We start from the raw sequence: 24,155 nt of genomic DNA, 5'->3' as shown, positions 1-24,155 counted from the left end.
GTAGATATGCTTTATGAGGTATTAACTTTACTCCTTGTTTTTTTCGTAAATCAACAAAATATCATAAGTGACCCTCCCTTTTATAAAGACAAATTCAATTTGCTTTATTACATCGAAAATGGAGGGGAAAGTCACGAAATAACAAGATTAAAAGAATGGGATATAAGAAAAAAACATATATTCCAAAATATGCTCCTTGTAATGGGTCCTTTACCCGACCGTTCCCACCTACCTCCATTAGAGATGTATGTTGAAACTACAGAGGATATGGGGTCATATTGGCGAAAGAAAATTACATTTAATGCTGAAAAAAATGACAGATTACCTGCTTATTTATTAGTACCTAAAAATATTAACGGTAAAAGGCCTGCTATTGTATGTTTACATCAAACTATCGATATTGGGAAAGCCAGTCCTGTAGGTATTGGCGATGCAAAAAATAGACATATTGCAAAAGAACTCGCTGAACGAGGCTATATTGTAATTGTTCCTGATTATCCAGGTTTTGGTGATTATAAAATTGATGTTTATGCTATGGGATATGCCAGTGCAACGGCCAAAGGGATTGGAAATCACCGTCGTTGCATTGACTTTCTACAAACAATGGAAGAGGTTGATAAAAATAAGATTGGAGCCATTGGTCATTCTTTAGGTGGGCACAACACCCTATTTTTAGGGGCTTTTGATAAGCGAATTAAAGCAATGGTTACCAGTTGCGGTTTTACAAGTATGAAAAAATATTATAATGGCGACTTAACAGGGTGGTCTCACAAAGGCTATATGCCAAGAATAAAAGAACAATACCAGTGTAACCCAGATCTACTCCCATTTGATTTTACAGAAATTCTCGGAACACTTGCTCCTCGTCCTGTTTTTATCAATGCCCCTATACATGATAATAATTTTGAAGTATCAGGTGTAGATGATTGTGTCAACTCTGCAAAAAAGATTTATGCACTATATAAAGCAGAAGACAACCTAAAGGTAGTCCACCCTGATTGTGGACACGATTTCCCCCCTGAAATTCGAGAAGAAGCCTATCAATTTTTAGATAAACATTTAGATTTTTCTCAGAAATAGTTTATTTATTATTCTGCAATTTTGCAGTCAAATATTCTTCAAAAAAAGATTCAACAAATACACCTCTATTCTGTAGTGCATAATATTCATGTAACGCTTTTTGATAATCTTTTTCAACAAATATGAAATTTAGAAGATTTGTCCATGTTTTGTAATATCCATCTTCACACTCTGTAGCTGAATAAAACCATTCTTTTGCTTCCTCTTCCCTATTTTGAGATAAAGCAATTACACCCAAAGCAACTCGTGGAAGAGCAAGGTCAGGATGTATTTCAACTATATAATGAAGTTTTTCCTTTGTAGATTTAATATCACCCCTAACAGAAGTCATGATTGCATCGAAACACAAATAAGCCAGTTTTAAATCTTTATCGAATTGAATTGCTCTATTTAGGAAATATTCTTTATATTTCGGGCTAATACTTCTCTGGCTTATTTGGTAGTATCGTAAGGATTTTATAAGGTTATTTGTGTCATTCCCTTTTTGAAGTGTGCTATATAAGTTTTTATATTGCAATCTTTGAAGAGGATCCATTATTAATTTCTCGAGCAAATATACTGCACATTCCTTATACCCCGTCTCAACATAGGAAAGAACTAAATCCGATATTGTAAATTTCAGTGATTCATCTGACAAATCTTTTACATTCCAATTATGATAGTTTACTCCTTCCAGAGGTGTGATTTTGTATATTCGAATAGGTTCTATCCCATAAAAATCATAATACTCATATTTAATCTTGTTTTCTTTTAATAATTGCTCCAAATCAGAAGACCCAAAATCACTAAAATAAAAAGAAACATATATAAACCATATTTTTTTACTAAAACATTTACTATCCTGTTGGAATAGCCCAGAAACTATAGGGATAAAAGTCTCTACATTTTCTACAAAGGAGACAGGAATATTTTTGTCTTTCATATTAAAAGAAAAAACATCTTTATTAATGGCTTGATAAACAAAAACAGGAGAGTTTTCTCGCTCTAAGAAAGCCCGTTGTTCAATAAAATGAACTGCTTTCTGCCAATTTGTACGTTGAGGTCCCGGAAGCGTAATAAATAATTGATAACAAAAAATGAGTGTTAACAAAAATAATATTAATCTTTTCAAATATTTATTATTACTTGTGTTTATAAAATACCCATAAAGCAAATATACAGCAAGACTACTATAAAGAGTGTATCTTGGGAATATACATGGTCTCCATAGAAACGAAATAATGTATAAAATTATGGGAGGGAATAAAGTAAATAAAACAAGTAAGAAAATTTCATCCTTTATTCCACTTTCATCTTTTAGATTTTTTAATACATATTTCAAAACAAACAAAATTATTCCGATATTTATAACTAATAGAGATAAGTCCATTATAGGATGGATGAATACCAAGTAATTAGGTACTACTTCATTAATAGTCCTTACCTGATATGTCAAACCCACTGCATCATCAGCAAATAAATCCCCTAAAAATTCATATAGAGTTGGTATTTTAAACCAGAAAGATTCCTCTGTTGAATAATATTTTAAATTCAAAATATAAAGTAATGGGAAGATACTTATAATTATTTGGGAAAAAACAAAAGAATACTTCTTATATCTCTTTGCTTTATATGTAAAAAGTACCCAAAGTATTTCTATACCAATAATAAGAATGGCAAAGGGGTGAGTCCATAAAAGAACAAAATTTATAATTGTTAATATAATCCATTTTTGCTTTTTATCCTCTTCTACACATAAAAGTAAAAAGTATATAGAAAGAGTACAAAGAAAAGTCAACAATACATACATCCGTATTCCCTGTCCAAAAAAGCGATGTATTGGGGAGAGAGCAAAAAACAACCCCGCTAACAATCCAATTTTATAGGAACCTAATTTCTTACCAATAAAAAGTAAAATAGGGATTGTTATTACACTTAACAGGACAGAAAAAAAACGCAAACCCAAAACAGAAGGAGAAATATAATGCCAGAATAGATATTCAAGAACATAATAAGCAGGCATAGTGGCAGGGTCATAAAGAGGATTTAAGAAAAGGAATTCTTTTAATGACCCAACATTAATATGAACTAAACTGGAATATTCATCCCACCAAACCGATTCATCTGAAATATTATATATACGGAGACCAAATGCTAATAAAATAATGAATATGCAGTATATATATGCATGGATTTTATATATCTGACATATTCCTTTTCTTTCCACAATGAGGTCCTGATTGTAAGTTTAAACTAATTAGATTCATATTCACAGTTTAACAATTAGGCTTTTCAGAATTCCATAGTCCTTTTGTTGCACGGTGAATAAAAATAGGGAGGTAATATGGTAACAATAATGGTTTCGGATAACTACGTAACAATCGGTAAATACGTATCGGGTCCACATAAAACTTTTTCATTGCTTTCCGCTGATATGAAAAAAGAACCTTATCAGGCAAATCAGTTAGATTAACATTCATTGCAGAAAAATCCATGTTATTATAATTTAATTTTTCAAGTTTCTCTGGTTTGTTTTCTTTAACCCATTCATATAGAGGTGTACCTGGAAAAGGTGTTACTGTAAAGAAGCTTGCGGTATGAAAACGAGATTTACATGCGACATCAATAGTTTGTTGAAGTTCTTCTTCAGTTTCTGTAGGAAAACCCATCATACAAAAACCAGTAATGTAAATATTTTTTTTAGCAGTTATTTCTACCGCTTTTAGAAATTTATCTATATCTAATCTTTTACATGTAAACTTTTGTAATCGTGGTGAACCTGTTTCCAATGAAAATCCACACAAATAAGTACCTATTGAATGCATTGCGTCTATCACTTCTTGTGTTGCAATATCTCCACGAATTGCTGTTGGGAAAGCCAGTTCTATCTTTAATCCCCGTTTATGCACCAGTTCGGCAATTTCTATGACTCTCCGCTGATTAAAATTAAAGTTATCATCCAAAAATTCAAAATCAGTAACATTATATTTTTTGGCAAAGAATTCTATTTCGTCCACGACTCGTTCTGCTGAATGCATCCTTATCTTCCGCCCAAAAATAGAATGACACCACATACATTGATATGGACATCCCCGACTACTAAACAATGAGACATATTTTCTCCGCACAATAGGTGCGATAGATTGATGTTTCCAGTAACGGGGCAAATCAATTAAATCGTATGCGGGAAACGGTAGTTCATCTAATTCTTCAATCATAGGTAACATTCCAGGATTATTAATGATTTGCCCATCACTACTTTTCCAAATAATCCCCTGGATATTCTGCAAATTGCCCTTTTCTGGATAACTTTCTATAATTTGTTTTAAGGCTATCTCTCCTTCTCCTGGAACAACCACATCAACATCTACATCATTAAATACATTATCTCTAACAGCAGAAGCATGAGGACCACCAAGTAGTATCCATGATTCAGGACAGACTTCACGAAGTAATGGCACCAAATTAGGCAATTGATACGCAAATGTTGTAAGAGTAGACAAGCAAATAATATGTGGCGCAAATTTGCTAATCTGTTTGCTCAACTCCTCTACGTCATAATTTTCAAGTCTCTGATTTATAACACAAATATCCAAGTCTTTTAATTCTCTGCGTAAATAAGCAGAAAGATATAATATTCCCATTGGAGGTGTTGCTAATGGGTATAAAGGTCTCCTCAACCCCAAATTAACTAAAATAATCTTTTTCTTTGTCATCAATGTATCACCTGTTTAGTTAGTATTATAACAATAATAAAAAAGGTATCTAAATAGCATGAAAAAATTTTTCATAAGTATGCGCAGGTATTGCGTGGATTTTACATAAAATCCATACAAACCATTGAAATTTTCTGAGCAATGGATAGTATGAAGGGTAATCAGTAAAATATTTATTTGGTGCTTTTACAATTTCTTCAAACTCCTCCCGAGTTAAACCTTGTTTCCTAAGGCAGTGTTCTATTCGTTCCTCATCCTCAAAAAAGGGCGGTTCAGATAGTGCTTTTAACGCATCTTCCCGAGATACAACTCCAGTTCTTACTTTTGCTGATAGTTCAACCACCCGCCAGTCAAAACCAAATTTTCTACGTGCATAGTAATAAACTAAAGTAAATAATTCATTATCTAAATGGTGTTGTCCCGTGTCTTTCCAATCAAATTTTTCCTCTAATAATTTTTCTACTTTCTCTCCTGTATCGTCATAATAATTGGTAACATTTATCACTCGGATTCCTTTCCAGAGAATCCAATAAATCATATCTTTCAATTCTATATTTTGAAAATGTTTTAACGGTATCGTGCAATATCGTGCTACAATAGCACGAGTATATCTCCCATCAATATAATTCCATTTTAATGGTGTAACACCTTCTTCCCTAAAAGAATGGCTTAAAATAATATATTTAACATTTTCTTTTTCCGCAGTACGGAATAAACTACTTGCAATTCCGATGTCATCGGTCAGGTCAATATAAGGGACACAAGCACGGATTGTAGCATTGGTCAATTCCCGAGATTCAGGCCAATCCATAATAATCGTATGTAACTCTACATCTAATTTATCGCACAATTTAGCAAGATTCGTTTTTGCAATTTCTGAGTCCCAACCATTGTCAAAATGAACCGCCAGAGGTCGTAATTTCATAATTTCTTTAACATAATATAAGCAATACGAAGTATCTCTTCCTCCACTAACACCAACAACACAATCATATTTTTTACCCTTTCCATCCCTTCTTATTTTCTCTGCAATTTTTTGTAATATCATAGCCCCTTTTTCGCCAACTGGAAAACGTTTATCCAAATCATCATGCATGTGACAGAAATTACATATTCCATATTTATCTAATCGCACTCCTGGAATAGATGTATCCATGACACATCGTTTACATAATACTTTATTTTCGTGTTGGCTCATATTTGTGTGACCTTACTTATAATCGTGACAATTCCAAATCAATAGGCTTTTTAGGGTCTCTTTTCCGAATATGTTCTGGTTTAAAGTATTCTAACAGTTGTTCTTCTGTAGGATAAGTTATTAACACTGTCCTTCGAGGACCGTAAAAAAGGAAGAATGCGCCACATGCCACCGCAGAAACTCCCGACTGGTAATATGCATCCGCTAAATCTTTAACAGAACCTGCTCCTCCACATGCAATTACAGGAATTTGAACATTATCCGTAATCATTTTTATTAAGTCTAAATCATACCCTTCAAGGGTTCCATCTCTATCAATACTCGTAATTAATATTTCACCTGCTCCTTCTGCCTCTACTCTTTTTGCCAATTCTATTGGGTTTAGACCTGTAGATTTTCGCCCACCATGTGTAAATACCTCATATCCACCATCTACTTTACGTACATCAATAGATGCAACAATACATTGCCTCCCAAACTGTTCTGCGGATTTTTGTAATAAATCGGGGACTTCAATTACAGATGTATTAAGAACCACTCTATCAGCCCCCGCATTCAATAATTCTCTTATGACATTAATACTGCTAATTCCTCCCCCAACAGTAAAAGGCATCGAGGTTTCTGCTGATATTTGCTTCACCACTTCTATTTCAGGAGGCCGATTTTCAAGTGTCGCAACTATATCAAGTAATATTAGCTCATCTACATTATGCTGGTTAAATACACGAGCTGCATTAATTGGACAACCTACATATTTAGGGTTTGAAAATCGAATCGTCTTTTCCAAACCCCAATGACGTAATAAAAGAACAGGTATTACTCTAACTTTTAGCATTCAACACCTCGTTAAGAAAATTTTGTATTAACATTGTCCCACCAATATAACTTTTTTCAGGATGAAATTGGGTCGCATAAATGTTCCTATTCTCATATAAAGAAATGAAAGGAATCCCATATTCGGTTATCCCGAGTTTACCCTCAATTTCCTTTAACGGGACAAAATAAGAATGTGCAAAGTAAAAATTTGGTTTTTCTATCATTCCTGATAATAAGGATAATTCTTCTTTATTTGTTTTCACATCGTTCCAACCGATATGAGGCACTCGAACAAAGTCTTTTACAACACTTCTTATATGATATACATTTACAGGTATCCACCCCAGTCCTTTTGCCTTACCTTCTTCACTAAATTCTGCCATAATTTGGAATCCTAAACAAATACCCAAAATAGGTTTCTTTAATTCTAAAACATAGTGATTTAATTTTTTTGTTAAGCCAGATTTTGTTAAAAAATCCATAGCACTTCCACAAGCACCGACCCCAGGCAAAACAATGGCATCAAACGAATCTAAGTCGGTTTCTCTATTTATAACTTCAATTGAGACACCTGCCTTATAAAAAGCACGATAAACGGAATGAATATTTCCAGCCGAGTAATCAATAATTGCTATTTTTAATCCTTTATTTTTATTGGTTACAGTTTCCATCAAATTCATTCCAAAAGTCTTGATTTCGTCCTACTATAAAATTATTTAAAAATAAATAATCCAGTCCTGACTCAATAAATGTCTGCAATGCTTCATTTGGTGTACGAACAATTGGCGATTCATGCATATTGAAACTTGTATTTAAAACGACACTTGTCCCTGACAACTTTTTATAATGCTTTAATATCTCATAAAATGTTGGATTATTTTCCTTCTTTACAAGTTGGGCTCGTGTCGTTCCATCAATATGAACAACTGCCCCATGTTCTTCTTTCATTTCTTGTGTACTACGAAAACAGCAAGTCATGAATTCACCTGCATGCCTTGCCTTCTCATATCCTATCAAAAAATGCCCCGCATCCTCATCTAAAAGAGCGGGGGCAAAGGGCATAAAGTCACTTCTCTTCAACATAATATTTAACTTTTCAGTTATATCTCGCATAGTTGAATCGCACAAGATAGACCTATTCCCTAATGCACGGGGTCCCCATTCCATTTTATCATCAAATCGGGCAATAATCCTTTTATTGTAAAGACACTTCGCAATAATACTATTTATTTGGTGGCTTTCAAGTTCCTTAAACGGCAGTTTATATTGGTCTATCGCCTTTTTTGTTTCTTCTTTGCCATACGCATCACCCCAAAATGCATGTGGAAGCGATTTTGGATAAAAACGAAATTGTGAACTTATTGCTCCTAAACTTAACCCTCCATCACCCATATTTGGATATACAAATAATTCCTCAACTTCCTGTAATTCATGTATTTTCTGGTTTAACAATACATTTGCAAAGACACCACCTGCAACAGTCACCTTATTTAGTCCTGTTCTTTTTATCCAATATTTCACTAAGGAGCAAACCGTTTGTTCTAAAATATTTTGTGACCATGCACATAGGTCTTCCCGTGAATATTTTTCTAATAATTGCAAAAGCCATACTCTCAATTTTTTACCATAAGGACCTTTATATAAAAGGATATCTTGATTCCATGAAAATGGGTTGTCATGTTGAATCCTATTTGCATCCCCGTGAGCAGAGAGCCCTGTTAATTTTCCCTCATCTCTACATGGGACAAAACCTAATACCTCTGTTAAATTTTCGAAAAACAAACCAAACGAACTTTTAGCAGAGGATTTCCATAATCTTGTGATTGTATTCCCTTCTCCTTTAGAAACGGTCAAAGATAAACCGTCTCCCATTCCATCTGCAGTTACGATAAGTGCCTTATCAAATCCAGAACAGAAATAACTTCCCCATGCATGGGCTTCATGATGTTCTATAAAATGAATATCTATTTCTTTAGATAAGTCTGGCAATCTTTTTTGGATAATTTTCTTAAGAATAAAGGCGAGTTTCCGTTTCATCGCATCAGTAGGATTTATGTAGCTTATTGGATTATAGGACACAGCCCATTCTGTAATATTATTCCATAAACTTACGCTACCCTCACTATGTTTTTTTTCCCTTCGTGCATCGAATGCTTTCTTTTGTAAGTTTGGAAATATTCTAAATAATGGGAACGGAGTTACAAATCCTGAAACGCAAACTGATTCTATCTCTTTAATTGAAATTCCTGTCTGTTTTAACGCTGACTGCAGAGATTGATACGGAAATCCACCTTCATTTTTCCTCCGTGTATATCGCTCTTCATTTGACATAAATAAAATATGGTCATCATCACAAATAGTAACTCCAGAATCAAAGAAATCTTCACTAATACCTAAAATAAGCATTTACTTATAACCTTTAACATCACTATCATAACAAAGTAAATTTACATCCATAATGCATTCCAGATAGCAGATGGATTTAGTTGCCATATTAAAGCAAGTTCTACAATTGGTGCACACCAGCATGTGGCACATCCTTGAGGAACTTTTAAATTCTTTAATAATTTATCAAAAGAGTGGTCATTATTTTTACTCAAATTATTGCTTTCTTTTCCATACAATCTCCTTGTCTCATACAAATGACATGAAAGCAATGAACCATCGGGCTCAATAGTAAATGTAAGCCTTCCCGCAGGGCACCAAATGTTATGTGGTTCAGGCCAATAACTTAAATACTTTAAGCCTGCATAAGAGTTCCGAACAGGATAACCTTTCCGCTTTGCGTCAATTACTTTTTTTATAACCTGAGTATAATCTTCTCTTTTTGGAGCAATCGGATTAATGTTTAACGAAGAATCAAGGTGAAGAGTTGCAGGCTGAAACATTACTTTAACATTCATTTCCTTTGCTCTTTCTAAAACAAAATCTATAGCCCCAATATTTATTTTTGAAATCACACATAAAAAGGACATAGAGATATTTTTACTTTTGCAGAAATTAACAACATGAAAAAGACGCTCATATGTGCCTTTACCGCGAATTGCATCATGTACATCTGCTGGACCATCAAAACTAAGATTTATGTGGTCTACGACATGTTCTATTCCATCATACTTTTCTATTCCTGAACCTGTAGAACTCAAATAAACACTAAACCCCAAAGATTTGGCATATCCTAATATTTTCATAATGTCCTTTTTAACAAGTGGCTCACCACCTCCAAAAGTAATCCATCTAATACCCGTCTTATATAAAATAGATAGCCTTTCAAGTATTTCATTTGTTTCCAATTCTTTGATTTTCAATTCATTTGCACCACAATATAAACATTGATACGGACACCGAAAAGTAAGATTCCATTCTGCAAATAGAGGTGCATTAACTTTAAATATCTTAAGTTTTACCCAAGAGTAGATAATCGCATGTATTCGACTAAGATTTTTCAATAAAAGAACCATTTGAATCGTTCACCAACATTGCAAGTTTATGTAATTTCAATTTAAACAGGGCTAACCAACCAAAAGGAATCCATATCCAAAATGTAATTATACGAAACAAACCAATAGAAACAATTATTTCTGGCAATTGAATATTTATCCAGTGAAGCGAAATGCTTAACGTCGTCTCTATAATACCTATACCTCCAGGGATACCGCTACAAATTGCCAATAATATATTTCCCAAAATAATAATCTGAACCTGAGACAAATATAACCCTGATTCACTACCACCTAATAGTAAATAAAACATAATTCCATTTATTGCCCAGCCAATAGAACAAAGAACACTTAATATAATTACATAATGAAAATCGAACAATTCTTCTGGAATAAAAATATTCCATTTTTTTAACAAATAGTTCGATATTTTCAATACTACCGGAAACAAAAATAAAGACACAAAGCATAACCCGAGAGGAATCATGAAAAAGCCTGAATAAAACCCTAATGAAATCAAAATAACTACTATGGCACCTTCACATACACAAAGCAAATAAAAAAACTCGATGGACACTGTTTTTGTTATCGGTTGTTTTGTTGCCTTCGACAATACATATGCTCGCAAAACTCTTCCTAACTGAGCTGGCAAAACGATTCCAGCCCCTTGTGATAAATAAATCCATAGGTTTTCTACAAATGGAGACTTCGCCCTCGCACGGACTACGACAGAACGCCATAACATAAAATCTAAAATCCAATCTGCAAGTCTTAATCCACAAGCCCCTAAAAAAAGTCCCCATCTACTTGTTATAATATTCTTTATCTCCAGCAAATTCTCTGATTTAAGTTGATATACACCAACAATAGTAAGAATTGCTAAAATAATAAAACCTGAAAGGTGAACTGCATTCTGTATCTTATTTTTACTAAAATGAATCATTGAAATTACTTTATTTATTAAGGATGTTTAATGATACCACGTCGATGGGTATATATTTTACCTGCTGAATACAAGCAAGTGCTAAATCCGCCAGAAGCATTATTAACTAATGAACTTCTTATTGCTAAGTGGGAAGAGGATTTTGCTAATTTACTTGGCTCAAAAAATGGCGTTTCTGTATCGTCGGGACGGGTTGGATTAAAACTTATATTACAACATCTTAAAATACAAAATGGGGACGAAATCATTATTCCTGCCCTTACATTAAAAGCACTGGTTAACATAATTGAATCATTAGGAGCAAAACCTGTTTGTGCAGATATAGACCCTAAAACACTTAATATTACACCTGAAACTGTTTCTAAACAAATTACAAAAAGAACAAAAGCAATTATCGCTTTGCATACCTTTGGAAATCCGTGTCTCATAAAAGAGATATGTGAGATAGCGGACTATCACAATATCCCCGTTATTGAAGATTGTGCCCATGCATGTGGTGCCAAAGTGAAGGATAAATTTGTAGGAACATTCGGATATGCCGGTTTTTTTAGTTTTGATATTTCAAAGCCAATTAACACATATGGTGGCGGGATGGTTGTCAGTCAAGACGAGACATTAATAAACTACATAAGAAATTATAACCTACAATTAAAGCAAGACTTAAAAGAAATTAAGAAAAAAGCAAAATCTATCCAATTTGAACAAACTTTGTATAACTCAAAATTGATGTACCTTATTCTATTTTTTAGAACTCAACGATTCTTCTTCAAAATCATAGAATTTATATACCGCAAGTTTCAGAGTGTTCCACCTGAAAATATAATTTATAACCCATTACAATCCGCTATTGGAATAGAAAAATTGCCCTCTCTCATATCAAGGATTGAACATCGGAATGAAACTGCACAATTATATCGGAAATTACTTTCTGATAAAATACACATTCCTTATGTAGATAGTGACAATACCCCTTCCTATTACATGTTTACTATTATCCTCCCTATAAATGCACGTAAAGCATGCCGTTCCCTTTTATTCCGTGGTATTGATACTGCCTTTGAAGAAGAAGTCATTGATAACGTGGCTCCTTTAATAGATAGTTCATCCTGCCCCAATGCAAACAGTGTTTACCCTTATCTATTAGCCTTACCTTTTTATGATGGCATATCAGAAGAAACAGTAGAGTATATATGTACTTGTTTGAATAGCCTTGTTTCCTAAATCAAAGTTAATGCTTTTCTACTTTATCTATCTTTGTTAGCATTCTTTTAACATCTTCATTATCAGGTTGTATTTTTAGTACTTCCTCAAGAATCTCATTAGCTTTTTCTTTCTGGTTTAGCATTAAATACACATCAGCGATTTCAAGTAGGGCTTTCACGATACTCTCGTTAGATATATTCTCTTTATCTTTATATCGTCTCAATGCTTCTTGAAACAGAGATAATGCTTCTTCAAAATGTCCTGCTTCCTTTTTAAATAAAGCATAATCAGCCCACCCTTCCCCGTCACTGGGATAAATTTCAATGGCTGTTTTATACGCTTTCTCTGCCTCATCATATCGTTTTTGGATTTTATATAGATTGCCTAAATTTCTCCAAGCAAGTGGAAATTTATATTGCAAATTTATTGCCTCTTTTAGATGTTTTTCTGCCAAATCATACATATTGACTTGAAGTGCATAAAATCCTAATGCGTTATGAAGATTATGGTCTTTAGGTTGTTTTTCCAATGCTTTTTCAAAATATGAAATTACCTTTTCCAATTCACCTTTTGCATAAAAAGCCTCCGCAATATTATAGAGTGCATTTATCAAGTCGGGTTTTATAGATAACGACTTTTGATAAAACTCTATTGCTTTATCCATATCACCTGCCAAAAAAGCATGATATCCTAAATTATTATATGCCAATGGATTTTTATCGTCTATTTCAAGGGCCTTATTATACATTTCTTCAGCCTCTTTCATTCTTCCCATTCTGTCATACAAAACTCCCAAATCATAAGGGATATAAGAATTATCGGGGCTGTTTACCATACCTTTTTGATATAATTCGATAGCCTCCTCAGTATTCCCTCGTTTTTCCGCCAATTGTGCCAAGTTATAATATGCCAACTCATCGTTAGGTCTTATTTTCAGTGCCTCGTAAAACTTTTTTTCTGCTTCATCCCATTTATTTAACTTTACTAATAAACTTCCCCAATTATTTAATACCAATGTGAAATCGGGAACAATTTCTAATGCCTTCTTAAAATGTTCAATAGCCTTCTCTGGGTCATCATCTTGTATCAAAATGGCTAATTCCCTATGAGCCCGTGCATCGTTAGGGTTCATTTTTATCGCCTTTTCAAGATAAGTTATTGCCTCTTCTTTGTTTCCCATTCGAGATAATACCTGTCCTATCATGTAACAAACGTTCTGGAAATCTGGGTTAACATTTAGAGCCAATTTCAATTTTTCCAACGACTTTTCATACTCCCCCTGATTAGCGTAAATAGCCCCCATTTTAGCAATAACATAGGAAAATTGTGGGTATGCCTCTAATGCTTTCTCATAACAATAAACCGCCTGTTCATAGTCTTTTTTTATCTCCATTATTTCACCCAATTCATTCCATGCTCTGGCATCTCTTACATTTAGTTCCACTGCTTTTCGGAAATATGTTTCTGCTTCATTTAATCGCTCCTGTTTTTTTACCACACAGCCTAAAAGGTAAATACTATCCTGATATTCAGGATTTAACTCGATGGCTTTTTTAAAGCTATTCTCTGCTTCATTCAAGTTATCTTTGGCAAACAAAATTCTCCCCAAACGTTCATAGGCATAAGCAAAGTCTGGCTTTGCAGATATTGCCTGTTGATAATAGTCTCCTGCGGTGTCCCATTCACCATCATCCGCAAGAATATTTCCCAGTTCGCAAAGTGCCCTTGCATCTTTGGGATTTAATTCTATCGCTTTTACTAAGGTATTTCGTGCTTCTTCAAGTCGCCCCAAATTTCTCAGTTCCCTTCCAATAAGATAGTAAACATCTTGATATGATGGGTCTGTCTCTAATGCCTTTTTATAAAAAGCCAACGCCTCTTCAGAACGTCCTTGTGATGAAAGTATTCTACCGTATTTATCTAAAACATAGGTGAAATCAGGAACAATTTTTAGTGCCTTTTCATAGTGGGCAAGTGCTTCTTTCCAATTTCCTTGACGTTCAAGAATTTCACCTATCTCATTATGTGAACGGGCATCATCTGGATTTAGCTCCAGTGATTTTCTAAAATATTTCTCCGCTTTATCATCATCTTTTAATGCGAGATAGGTTTTGCCAAGATAATAGAACATATCTTGATAACTTGGGTCTAAACGAATGCCTTTTTCAAATTGCTCCTTCGCTTCCTTAAAATACCCTGCTTTATATAAGTCTTTGCCCAACCGATGGTGCATATAGGGTAAGCTTCTCGGCATATAAATAAGAGTTTGTGCCTCTTCCAACGCTTTCTCTATCTCTCCTCGTCTCAAATAAGAATCGGCTCGTTGATAATGCCATCTCGCCAAATCTGGCTCAAAAGGAACCCATTTTACAGAGATAAAAATAAAACTTATAAAAAGAACGGATAACCAACGAGTCAAAACTAAATAATTTTTATTTTTAAGGCATAGCCATAAGAAATAAATGACGTTTGCACCTATTAAAAGAAATAGGGGTATTACAGGGACACGTGCTCTCCCATTTACAAAAAACATAAGAAAACTGCCTAAATATGTTGCAATAAATAAATAGATTATGAGTAATAATTCCACAGAATATGTGCCATCAGAGTAAACGAAAAGTTGAGATAGTTTCTTTTTTTTAAATCCAGACTTGATATTGAAAATCAGAAGCATTGTTCCTGTAATAAAGAGACCACCTGCCCACGGAAATGTTGGTAGATATTTTAACGGGGGATAATGTTTTATCTCATAATAAACAACTTTATTACATGTAATTTCGATAGGACACCAAAGAAGAATTGCTTTTTTTAAAACCTGTATTGCGGTCTCCTTAGGATGATTTTTAATATACTCTATTGCCATTTGTGTAAATATTTTTGAAGCATCAGCATGCTTTAAATTTTTTATTCCTAATTCTTTTCCCAATCCCTTTACCACATTCACATAATCACGTGCAGTCCAGTTTCCTGTTCCCTCCAATTTTTGCAAATATTGATTCCATGGCGTTGTGCCATCAGCCTCTGGATTGTTGCCGATAAATAAATTTTCACCAAAGTACGTTGAAATAAGAACCCACTCCCCCGATGCCACATAATTTCGAAGGGTAATTGGTATGATAGGAATAAAAGTAAAGATGAAAAGAGCAATCCACGAAGGAACAAATGCAAAATACTTTCTCTCTTTTAATGTAATCCAAACCATCCACAAAGCTATAAAAGGACCAAAAGAAAGAATATTTGGCCTCATGGTAGCATAAGCACCAATGACTAAGCCTAATAAGATACACCAGTACCACTTTTTATAAATACTCCACCGATATAGGATATAAAATATAAGCACGACAAAAAAGACAAATAATGCGGGGTCATTAACCTCTCCTTCCCAATATACAAACACACCATAAGTAGCGACTAAAAAACTAAATATTACGCCTACCCATTCATTAAATATCGCTTTACCTAAATAATAGGACAATAAGACTGTCAATATTCCCGCAATAGCGTTGATAATTCGGGGAGTCATGTAGCTATCGGAAATAAATCGATATAGGAAACTTAAAAAATAACCATGCCCTGGAGGACGAAAAAAAGGAGTTGTTCGCATTTCAGGGTCAGTTACACCTTCAGGAACACTCCAATCACCTGTCAAAATAGCCCGTGCAAAATAATCCTGAACTTCTGGGTCTTGTTGTAATGCTGAATAATCAGGTGCATAGCGATAAATCTCATACAAATACCAAACCCTTAGAAATACCGCAAGTAAAAGAATACAAAATAAAACAAACCGAACATTAAAAACCTTGGTCATTGCTTATAATTACCTTAAAACGGAAAAGAACAACCTCTACTTTTATGAAAGAACATGACTTCCCAAAAAAAATTATAATGCATAAATAAACGGGGAAATCACGCCTGCATTTCCAGCAAATATAAATAATGCAGCCAATAAAAGTAGTGTAATGATAATCGGGGCAAGCCAATATTTCTTACGAACTTTCATAAAATCCCAGAATTCTTTAATCAATTCTTTCATGAACAATGCCTCCATAAGAGTATTATTAGTTAATATTATACAAAAAATAAGTTCTCATTACTGCACTATATTCTTTACCCGTGTTAAGAAAGGAATAACTATTTCTTGTAACTCAATGCCAATTTCTTCTACCCTACGTATATACAAATGATAAGCCATCAATGATGGAATAGCAATAATAAGTCCCACTACTGTTGTAATTAAGGCTTTGGAAATACCTTGTGCAAGCATTTGAGCATTTCCAAGCCCTCCTACTGTAATTACATTAAATATATCAACCATCCCTAAAACAGTTCCCAACAGTCCCAAAAGAGGACTAATCACTGCAATTACCTGCAAGAGTGTTAGCCCCCGCTCAAGATTGGTTATTTGCGTCCTACCTAAAATATGAATATGTTCAATCAAAACTTCTTTAGGTTCGTTCTTCATGTTTATAATTTCATTAATAAGCGCACCTAATGGCGACGAAGACTTTTGAGAAGTTAATCGAATAGTCTCCAAATCCTTTTCTGTATGTACATAAGATAACGACTGAACAAGATGTGAAGGAATAACTTTTAACTTACGCAATGCAAAAAACCGTTCACAAATAATAGCCAATGAAAGAATTGAACATAACCCTAAAGGTATCATAACCCATCCACCTTGATACAACATATTCCACCAATTCATCATTAAACTCCTTACATAAAACGGAAAGTCCAACGTATTTGCAAGTTTTTATTCTGATATATATCTGGCACCTGAAATGAAAATGGAGAAAACGGTGAAGCCTTTTGCAAAGCTTCTTTACAAATTGCCGTATAAAATGGGTCATCAGGTTGCCCGACCACTTCTATTTTAACAATTTTACCTTCTGAATTTATCTCGCAATCGATAATAACTTCTGTAGATTTTGTTCCTGAATAACGAGTAAGCAAAAAATGAATCCAGTATTGTTCTACCTTCTTTTGAATCTGCCTTAAATAGGGTGCTAATTGGTCTTGGAGAGCTTCAAAACCAAGGATTCCCTCTTTTTTTACTTGATTATATATTTTACCTTGGGGTTTCTTAGAAAAAGATTTTAATAAATCTGATGGATTTTCTGTATCCTCCTGTACTTGTTTGGCACCTGTCTTATTTTCTGAATCCGTATCTTTTGGTTTAAAGGGACTACTTTTTTCTTCCATCACTACCTTAGGACTATCATTATTTCCCTTTAATATTTTTTTTGCTGAAACACCTTTTTTATCTGTTATATTTTCTGACGTTATTGTTTGAGATAAATCTTTTTTAGGAATTACATTTGCAACTTGCATTTTTTTAGATTCTGAACCTAATGTTTCATAATCCGACTTCTCGTTTAAAAGAGGGCCTGGTTTATCTCCTTGTTTTACCTCGAGACCTGATGCAACTGTATTTACTTCAGCAATATTTTCTGTATTTTGAGGTTTCTCTTCGGAAGGTTGAGATACTTCCACAAGTTTCTTAATTGATTTTTGTTGTTCTTGATTTATAAATTTAACTACAATGGGTTGTGTCTTTTCTGGAAATAATGCGACTTGAGAACGAACAGGAAGTTTCATCAATAATGACAAAAAAAGAAAATGCATTGCTATTGAAGTCACAATATAAAAACTCATACGACGTAAGTACAACGATTTTTTATCCACTGAAATTGAAGTAACCCTTATAATCATCGAGAGACATTCTTTTTAACTTTATTGTCCCGATTTCATAAAAACTATTGTTTCGTCTTTGATAGTATATATATATGTTTTGTCTAACCATTGAAATGTAATTAAGTCAAGAGCCGTTTTTAATTTCAGTTTATTTAAATAACACGGATTTACAGGAAGCATCTCTGTACCTGGCATTATTTCTATGGACAAACCTGTTTGATTGGCAATCACGGATACAACCTTTGATAACGGTTCTGCTCCATAATAAAAAGGTAATGATATTCTATTGTTTAATGTTACTGGCTTAGGAAGAGAAATAAGGACTTCTTTTTCTAATAAAGGATTTTTGGTTTCATTCTCAAAAGCCTTACAATTTTCCAAATCATTTTTGCGATTATTTAATATAGAATAATAAAATATAAAATTATCTGTGGCACAATATTTTAAGTTTTGTGGGACAATTCTGGCACTTTTTAGTATCATTTCTAAGGCAACAGAAAGTGGCAAGTTAGATATTACAATCTCACCCGACGGCAATTCAGCAATACTATTATCAGCAACAATATTACATCCATAAGTAAAATTAAGACTATTAAAGACATTGAATAATTGTGTGCCAGTTCCAAATGCAGCAGATACGATAATTGTGTCGTACTTATTAGGTAACCCTTCCATAGATAGGGCTGTCATATTTTCATAGATAGTTTGTTCCGCGGGATATAAAAAGAAATAATTGTTACTATTTTGTATAGACATATTTGTAACATTTGCGATTTGTGAAATTAACTCTGGAATTTCCTTTGCAGGTTTTTCAATTTTTACCCAACGCGTCTCTGAACCATTTAATATAGAAATTGAAATAGGCTGTTCAGTACCTAAACGACGTATAACTACATTTAACAAAGCAGACTCTTTTAGTATCTCACTAAGAGATTCATTTAATGTTATTACGTCATCATTTGTTGTGTTATTTATCGGCTTTTCTCTTGCAGATGTAGATTTGCATGAGAAATAACTTATAATCAAACCTATAAAGATTGTAAATAAAAATAAAGATTTTAATTGTTTCATATTCATTTCTGGATTATTTTATAGAACATAAATAGTTTAATAGAATATCATACAATCATATATCATATAACGAAAAAGAATAAAAAGGCGATACGGTTTTTATATCCATGAATTTACTAATAACATATATGACTATTATAAATATAATCAGCGGAGTAGTAACATTTTACGGAGAAATCCCTGAGGATGTTCCCACATTTCTTATTAAAACTTCAAAAGAGCAAACACAATTTTACGGTGCTATTATTATTCAAAATCAATGGCTCAAAGAATCTACCCTCCCAGAATTAACTGGAAAATCTGTAGAAATTGTTATCGATACTCCATGGGATACACCTCAAATACATCGACGGGAAATGGGACATCGTATTGAAATATCCTATGAGGCTCCTGTATTACGAAGAAAACGTTTAGAAGAAGGCTGGAGAAAAAATGGGTATACCCTAATTGATACAAAAAATGGTAAAAAGGTGATTAAAAACTCACTATATCAACAAGCACTTCAAGCAATAGAAATGGCTCATAATATTTATAACACAACCCTTCCGCCACACCTCTTACAAGAACCCACTCACTCCGAAATAGAAACAGAGGTGCAAAATACGACACTATTAAAAATTTGGGGACTACATATATTTATAATAACTATAGGAATTATTTGCTTATCTTTGATTATCTGGAAGTATTTTTTAACAGAATCAGAAATTTAAGTTATTAAATACTGATATCTTAAAAATTAGAGTTATAAAAGTTCTTTTATCTCGTAGGCAACAATAAATTGCTCTTTGTTCTTTACCTTGAATGTTCCGATAGGGACTCCTCTAACCCTATCTTTTAATTCTAACCATGTTTCATTCCCAACAACAATACTTCCGGGATTTGCCATATCACACAATCTCTTTGCAATATTGACCCTATCCCCTACAACTGTATATTCCATCCTTTTAGGAGAACCAATAAATCCTGCAATAACATCTCCAGTTTCTATTCCTATACCGAGTTGGAAAGCAGGTTTACCCTCTGAAATTCGGATTACATTTAATTCCTCATTGGTCTTAAGGATATTCAACGCAGCACAAACAGCCGCATATGCATCATCTCCAGTAGAAATAGGTGCACCAAAAACCGCCATTATTTCATCACCAATATATTTATCTAATGTGCCATGCCATGCAAAAACAATCTCGGTTATAGCGGTGAAATGTTCATTGAGTAAAGCTACTAACTCCTGCGGAGAAACACTCTCAGCCAACTTCGATGAACCTCGTATATCACAAAACATAGTAGTTACTCTTTTCTTATCACCTCCCAATTGTATATTAGAACCCGCTTTAAGAATTTCTTCAACAATCACATCTGGCAAAAATCTTCTAAAATTTTCACGCCTTTTCTCTTCTTCAATCATTTTTTGGTTAAGCTGAGCATTTTCTATGGCAAGAGCAATCTGATTGCTCAAAGAGAAGAAGAGTTCTAAATCTTCATCATCAAAAAAGGCTCTTTTTTGGATAGAATCTATGTAAATAGAACCTAAAATTCGATTTTCAATTTTCAACGGAACACACATAGCACTTGTAATCTTACGCATAATAACACTTTCTCGATTTCCAAACTCTGGGTTGGCTAACCTGTCAATCATAAGTACAGGCTCTCCATCAATTGCCGCTTTACCTGCAATACCCATACTCGGAGATGAGGCTTCTAATCCATTTTCCATCGCTCGTGCTACTTTGGTTACTAATGACTTCCCAGATTCATCTTTAAGCAGGATAAAACCTCTATCTGCAGAAAGAACTTCTATAACTAAGTCCAGTACTTGAGCCAACTTTGTATCTAAATCTGCAGCTGAACCCATTATTTGTGTCGCTTTGTAAAGCACATCTAAACGACGATAGGCACGACCTAATTTCTTAATATCAACAATAGGTGTATATGCTGTATCTAAAGCTTGACTATCTTCCTCCTTTTCTTTATTAATTTGAAACAGTGTACTTTCCACTTCTTCTATCTGTTCTCGAATATGCTCTACATGATGAATTATCTCTTCCTTTGTATCATTGATAGTATCTTCTTTCCACGTTTTCCCATATTGTGTGTCATCTCTAAAAATAATTCGACATTGACTACCTAACCATATTTCATCCATATGTTTCAATATGTGCTCTGTAATCCGCTGTCCATTTAGATATGTACCATTTAAACTTTTTAAATCTACAAGCACATAGTTAGCATCTCTCACAACAATTTTTGCATGGTGACGTGATATTTCCCCTGCACTTAACACAATATCACACTCACTCGACCTGCCAAGAACAATGTCCTTGTCTCCAATTGGCACCGTCTGAATAGATATTCCCGGTTGCTCAATAACCAGTTGCGGCAAAGCTAAATTATCTCCTTATCTGCTATCCACTTATAAATATATCAAACATTTAAATAGTTCTAAAAATTTTGGGCAAATCCAACTTTTACGGACTATATGGCACCACCTCTACTTTTTCGGGGCTTATCCCCTGAAGTTTTGCAGTAAATTCCCACGCTGCACCTTGATTATATATTGCCATTAACAATATATTATTTTTCTCTAACTTAACAGGAACATTGTCCTGTTCAGGAATCATAGTTCTTCCCTCTGCAAATGAATGAACCAGTTTCCCATTGAGCCATACTTTAACACCATCATTAGTACCCAATAATATCTTTCCTTCCACAGGTTCTGGCACTGTAATCTTACATGCAACATACGCTACACATTCTACTTCACCACCAGAATATTCAGCCAAATCTGCATAAATTAGACCATCGTCACGCACTTTTAAGGGCAAAATACGCCAATCTTTTACAGAATTTAAATCAGTCTCAGGAGGTAATGAAACTTCGTCAAATAACCGTCTTGCACTATAATCTTCCATTCGATATGGACCACTTATGCTCCACGAACATAGAAACTCACCTTTGTTTTTAAGACCTTTTAGCAAATTTTCTACCTCCTTAGCCTGATTGTCCTTCAAGTTAGGAAGCATCTCCTCTAAAATAGACATCGTTCTTGAAGGATAAGAAAAACTAATATTTTTTGCCACATTAAACCTTACATTAGCCCAATCCGCTTTTATAGTATCATTTACCTTTATTCCCTCTATAAAATCTAAAACCTCTACCAAACTTAATTTTGTAAAACCACCTAATATATTTTTCTGAATTGTAGGATTTTCCCCTGTCAATTTCCAAAGGGTGATATAGTAATCAAATTTCTGCTTATCCGTTAGATTCAGTGTTCTCAAAATATTTAGCGAACTTAGTATCCCTGCATTTTTCACCTCATCAACATTTTCTTTTTCAACCTCATTTATAATCTTCTCCAATGTATTTACGTCAACGCATTGCCCCATGGATTGAAAGATATTTGTTTTTAACGCAGGCTCGCTTGTCAAAAACCTTTCAAGCACTGCACACGCTTCTGGACTTTTAATATTCCCTAATAATGAAATCAAAGATTTCTTTTGTAAATCATTATTGCATTTCACCCACTGGTCCATTATAATTTTTACCTTTTTGCCTTCATCACCTGTTCTATCAATGATTAAAGAAAGAGCAGGAATATAAGAAGAACTATTTTCAATATCGGCCATAAGTTTATCAAACAAGAAAGGCAAATCCTGCTCATCCCCTAATATTGCAAAATAATTTAGGGCCTCATCTATAATATCCTTGTCATTTTTTATGATAGCGTTCTTCATAATCTCTTTTGCTTCAACAGCCCTACGTTCTGTAAGCAATTCAACGGCTAATTTTCTGACATCTAAATTACCTTTTTGCATTTTATCCATCAGATACTTATTCCCATCGGGATTATCCAATTTTATTAAAGCATCTTTTGCTGTTTCTCTAACATCACGAGGTCCACTTAAAGCAATATTCATTAACGGTTCAATAGCACGAGTATCACCTACCCGACTAAGACATTGAATTGCTGACAATTTCAATTCTCCATCAGATTTTTCTATAAGGTTTAACACCTGTGGGACAACGTCTGTAATCTTACGGGAAGCAATAACTTCTAACAAACCAAACTGAAGTCTTGGCTTTGCAGTTTCTAATGTACTTACACATCGTTCAGAAAGTAACGTATCAGGAAAGGCTTTATCTTTTAACAAATCAATACCAGAAGAAGAAAGTACTGTGTCTTCACTTCCAACACTTTGCCAGACTTCTTCAAAGGCATCTTTACCCTTTAACTGTACCAATCCCCTCAGGGCATATGCTCTGTTTATAGGGGTAACTTTATCATTACTGAATAAAGAAGAATAGATTTCCAAAGCCATATCTTTTTCAGTCAATTCTTCTGCCAACCGACTGGCAATTTTCAAGAGAGCAGACTGTACATTAGAATTTTCCAACATGGATTTACTTTTAGCCCAGTTCCAGAGAATACTCCCTGCTTCTTTCCCACCTATAGAACCAAGGGCAATTATCACTGAATTTTGTAGTTTCTGTGATGGATTTTCCAGATATTGGGACAATGTTTCAACAGATAAGCTATCTTTTCTTCTTCCCAGAGAATTGATAATGGCAACTTCATCATCTTCTGTTATAGACTCTTGTTTCAACACCTTTATAAGAGATTGCGTTGCTTCCTTGCCGGGGATTTGCTCTAATATTCGGCAACCAATATCAATTGTTTCGTTATTCTTCAATAAAGGTTCAATTCCCGGAACAACAGATGGTGTTGCAATCACAACTAATTGGCGTGCAATAAATCTTTTCCCATCAATGGTACATTTCGGTAAAACCGCTACAAGTTGTTTTGATAACTGTTCCTGTTTCACAGGGTCATTTTGAGTTGTCTTTACTGCATCAAGAATAGGCTCTAACGGTTCACGATTCATTCCAAACTTATACGTTTGTAGATAATTCAGGGCATCTTTAATGTTTGGAATTTCCTGAGCAAAGGTAGTCGATGTTAAAAATATCAATGTCAGGAATATGTTAATTAGAATATAAATATTTTTCATTTTTTA

At 34.0% G+C, this 24,155-nt stretch carries 18 protein-coding genes; 3 read left to right on the top strand and 15 right to left on the bottom strand.

The window, feature by feature from the left end:
• The first annotated feature begins 6 nt into the window (after positions 1-6).
• Positions 7-1,080 carry an alpha/beta fold hydrolase gene (locus PLJ10_03675; protein HOK08742.1) on the top strand — a complete coding sequence of 358 codons (1,074 nt, stop codon included), beginning with the start codon at positions 7-9 and terminating at the stop codon, positions 1,078-1,080.
• A 1-nt stretch (position 1,081) separates the two neighbouring features.
• On the opposite strand, the gene PLJ10_03670 is transcribed toward PLJ10_03675, so the two are convergent.
• The 8 genes from PLJ10_03670 to PLJ10_03635 are packed head-to-tail and all read right to left on the bottom strand — an operon-like array spanning position 1,082 to position 11,172.
• Positions 1,082-3,286, bottom strand: a complete 2,205-nt coding sequence (locus PLJ10_03670) for a glycosyltransferase family 39 protein (protein HOK08741.1) — start codon at positions 3,284-3,286, stop codon at positions 1,082-1,084.
• A gap of 49 nt (positions 3,287-3,335) precedes the next feature.
• Entirely contained in the window at positions 3,336-4,775 is a 1,440-nt protein-coding gene (locus PLJ10_03665) for a radical SAM protein (protein ID HOK08740.1), read from the bottom strand.
• Positions 4,776-4,824: 49 nt separating this feature from the next.
• Complete coding sequence (locus PLJ10_03660; GenBank protein ID HOK08739.1) at positions 4,825-5,973, bottom strand: N-acetyl sugar amidotransferase; 1,149 nt, start codon at positions 5,971-5,973, stop codon at positions 4,825-4,827.
• A gap of 16 nt (positions 5,974-5,989) precedes the next feature.
• Positions 5,990-6,808, bottom strand: a complete 819-nt coding sequence (locus tag PLJ10_03655) for an AglZ/HisF2 family acetamidino modification protein (GenBank protein HOK08738.1) — start codon at positions 6,806-6,808, stop codon at positions 5,990-5,992.
• The gene (hisH, locus tag PLJ10_03650) at positions 6,795-7,460 is read right to left on the bottom strand and encodes an imidazole glycerol phosphate synthase subunit HisH (GenBank protein HOK08737.1); all 666 of its coding nucleotides are present in this window, start codon (positions 7,458-7,460) and stop codon (positions 6,795-6,797) included. The genes PLJ10_03655 and hisH overlap by 14 nt, the downstream gene beginning before the upstream one ends.
• Positions 7,441-9,195 (bottom strand): carbamoyltransferase C-terminal domain-containing protein, encoded by a 1,755-nt coding sequence (locus PLJ10_03645; GenBank protein HOK08736.1) that lies wholly within the window; start codon positions 9,193-9,195, stop codon positions 7,441-7,443. Before PLJ10_03645 ends, hisH begins: the two co-directional genes overlap by 20 nt.
• Positions 9,196-9,236: 41 nt before the next feature.
• The gene (locus tag PLJ10_03640; GenBank protein HOK08735.1) at positions 9,237-10,250 is read right to left on the bottom strand and encodes a radical SAM protein; all 1,014 of its coding nucleotides are present in this window, start codon (positions 10,248-10,250) and stop codon (positions 9,237-9,239) included.
• Entirely contained in the window at positions 10,225-11,172 is a 948-nt protein-coding gene (locus tag PLJ10_03635; protein ID HOK08734.1) for a lysylphosphatidylglycerol synthase domain-containing protein, read from the bottom strand. The genes PLJ10_03640 and PLJ10_03635 overlap by 26 nt, the downstream gene beginning before the upstream one ends.
• 30 nt (positions 11,173-11,202) lie before the next feature.
• Between PLJ10_03635 and PLJ10_03630 the strand changes: the two genes are divergently transcribed.
• A complete protein-coding gene (locus PLJ10_03630; GenBank protein ID HOK08733.1) occupies positions 11,203-12,393 on the top strand; it encodes an aminotransferase class I/II-fold pyridoxal phosphate-dependent enzyme in 1,191 nt (396 codons plus the stop codon).
• Positions 12,394-12,400: 7 nt separating this feature from the next.
• On the opposite strand, the gene PLJ10_03625 is transcribed toward PLJ10_03630, so the two are convergent.
• From PLJ10_03625 to PLJ10_03605, 5 genes are all read right to left on the bottom strand, one after another.
• A complete protein-coding gene (locus tag PLJ10_03625) occupies positions 12,401-16,183 on the bottom strand; it encodes a tetratricopeptide repeat protein (GenBank protein HOK08732.1) in 3,783 nt (1,260 codons plus the stop codon).
• 72 nt (positions 16,184-16,255) lie between these two features.
• On the bottom strand, positions 16,256-16,408 hold the full coding sequence (locus PLJ10_03620) for a DUF5989 family protein (protein ID HOK08731.1): 153 nt from the start codon (positions 16,406-16,408) through the stop codon (positions 16,256-16,258).
• A 57-nt stretch (positions 16,409-16,465) separates the two neighbouring features.
• Entirely contained in the window at positions 16,466-17,080 is a 615-nt protein-coding gene (locus PLJ10_03615; protein HOK08730.1) for a MotA/TolQ/ExbB proton channel family protein, read from the bottom strand.
• 11 nt (positions 17,081-17,091) lie between these two features.
• Complete coding sequence (locus PLJ10_03610) at positions 17,092-18,087, bottom strand: TonB C-terminal domain-containing protein (protein HOK08729.1); 996 nt, start codon at positions 18,085-18,087, stop codon at positions 17,092-17,094.
• A gap of 21 nt (positions 18,088-18,108) precedes the next feature.
• Positions 18,109-19,140 carry a hypothetical protein gene (locus PLJ10_03605; protein HOK08728.1) on the bottom strand — a complete coding sequence of 344 codons (1,032 nt, stop codon included), beginning with the start codon at positions 19,138-19,140 and terminating at the stop codon, positions 18,109-18,111.
• A gap of 107 nt (positions 19,141-19,247) precedes the next feature.
• Here PLJ10_03605 and PLJ10_03600 point away from each other — a divergent pair, with 107 nt between their 5' ends.
• Positions 19,248-19,850 (top strand): hypothetical protein, encoded by a 603-nt coding sequence (locus PLJ10_03600; GenBank protein HOK08727.1) that lies wholly within the window; start codon positions 19,248-19,250, stop codon positions 19,848-19,850.
• Between the two features lie 32 nt (positions 19,851-19,882).
• Here the strand turns inward: PLJ10_03600 and PLJ10_03595 are convergent, their stop codons facing one another.
• Positions 19,883-21,520 carry an adenylate/guanylate cyclase domain-containing protein gene (locus PLJ10_03595; GenBank protein HOK08726.1) on the bottom strand — a complete coding sequence of 546 codons (1,638 nt, stop codon included), beginning with the start codon at positions 21,518-21,520 and terminating at the stop codon, positions 19,883-19,885.
• 85 nt (positions 21,521-21,605) lie between these two features.
• Positions 21,606-24,149 carry a HEAT repeat domain-containing protein gene (locus tag PLJ10_03590; GenBank protein HOK08725.1) on the bottom strand — a complete coding sequence of 848 codons (2,544 nt, stop codon included), beginning with the start codon at positions 24,147-24,149 and terminating at the stop codon, positions 21,606-21,608.
• Positions 24,150-24,155: the final 6 nt, after the last annotated feature.

This window comes from Candidatus Hydrogenedens sp. (assembly GCA_035361075.1).
In the GTDB taxonomy this organism is placed as follows: domain Bacteria; phylum Hydrogenedentota; class Hydrogenedentia; order Hydrogenedentales; family Hydrogenedentaceae; genus Hydrogenedens.
This window is presented reverse-complemented; position numbering and strand designations above follow the sequence as displayed.

Bases quoted from the DNA above. Each gene is read 5' to 3' on its own strand.
- PLJ10_03665 (HOK08740.1), bottom strand. From the start codon at position 4,775: ATGACAAAGAAAAAGATTATTTTAGTTAATTTGGGGTTGAGGAGACCT.
- PLJ10_03625 (HOK08732.1), bottom strand. From the start codon at position 16,183: ATGACCAAGGTTTTTAATGTTCGGTTTGTTTTATTTTGTATTCTTTTA.
- PLJ10_03660 (HOK08739.1), bottom strand. From the start codon at position 5,973: ATGAGCCAACACGAAAATAAAGTATTATGTAAACGATGTGTCATGGAT.
- PLJ10_03615 (HOK08730.1), bottom strand. From the start codon at position 17,080: ATGAATTGGTGGAATATGTTGTATCAAGGTGGATGGGTTATGATACCT.
- PLJ10_03645 (HOK08736.1), bottom strand. From the start codon at position 9,195: ATGCTTATTTTAGGTATTAGTGAAGATTTCTTTGATTCTGGAGTTACT.
- PLJ10_03640 (HOK08735.1), bottom strand. From the start codon at position 10,250: ATGGTTCTTTTATTGAAAAATCTTAGTCGAATACATGCGATTATCTAC.
- PLJ10_03655 (HOK08738.1), bottom strand. From the start codon at position 6,808: ATGCTAAAAGTTAGAGTAATACCTGTTCTTTTATTACGTCATTGGGGT.
- PLJ10_03675 (HOK08742.1), top strand. From the start codon at position 7: ATGCTTTATGAGGTATTAACTTTACTCCTTGTTTTTTTCGTAAATCAA.
- PLJ10_03630 (HOK08733.1), top strand. From the start codon at position 11,203: ATGATACCACGTCGATGGGTATATATTTTACCTGCTGAATACAAGCAA.
- PLJ10_03610 (HOK08729.1), bottom strand. From the start codon at position 18,087: ATGATTATAAGGGTTACTTCAATTTCAGTGGATAAAAAATCGTTGTAC.
- PLJ10_03605 (HOK08728.1), bottom strand. From the start codon at position 19,140: ATGAAACAATTAAAATCTTTATTTTTATTTACAATCTTTATAGGTTTG.
- PLJ10_03590 (HOK08725.1), bottom strand. From the start codon at position 24,149: ATGAAAAATATTTATATTCTAATTAACATATTCCTGACATTGATATTT.
- PLJ10_03600 (HOK08727.1), top strand. From the start codon at position 19,248: ATGAATTTACTAATAACATATATGACTATTATAAATATAATCAGCGGA.
- hisH (HOK08737.1), bottom strand. From the start codon at position 7,460: ATGGAAACTGTAACCAATAAAAATAAAGGATTAAAAATAGCAATTATT.
- PLJ10_03635 (HOK08734.1), bottom strand. From the start codon at position 11,172: ATGATTCATTTTAGTAAAAATAAGATACAGAATGCAGTTCACCTTTCA.
- PLJ10_03620 (HOK08731.1), bottom strand. From the start codon at position 16,408: ATGAAAGAATTGATTAAAGAATTCTGGGATTTTATGAAAGTTCGTAAG.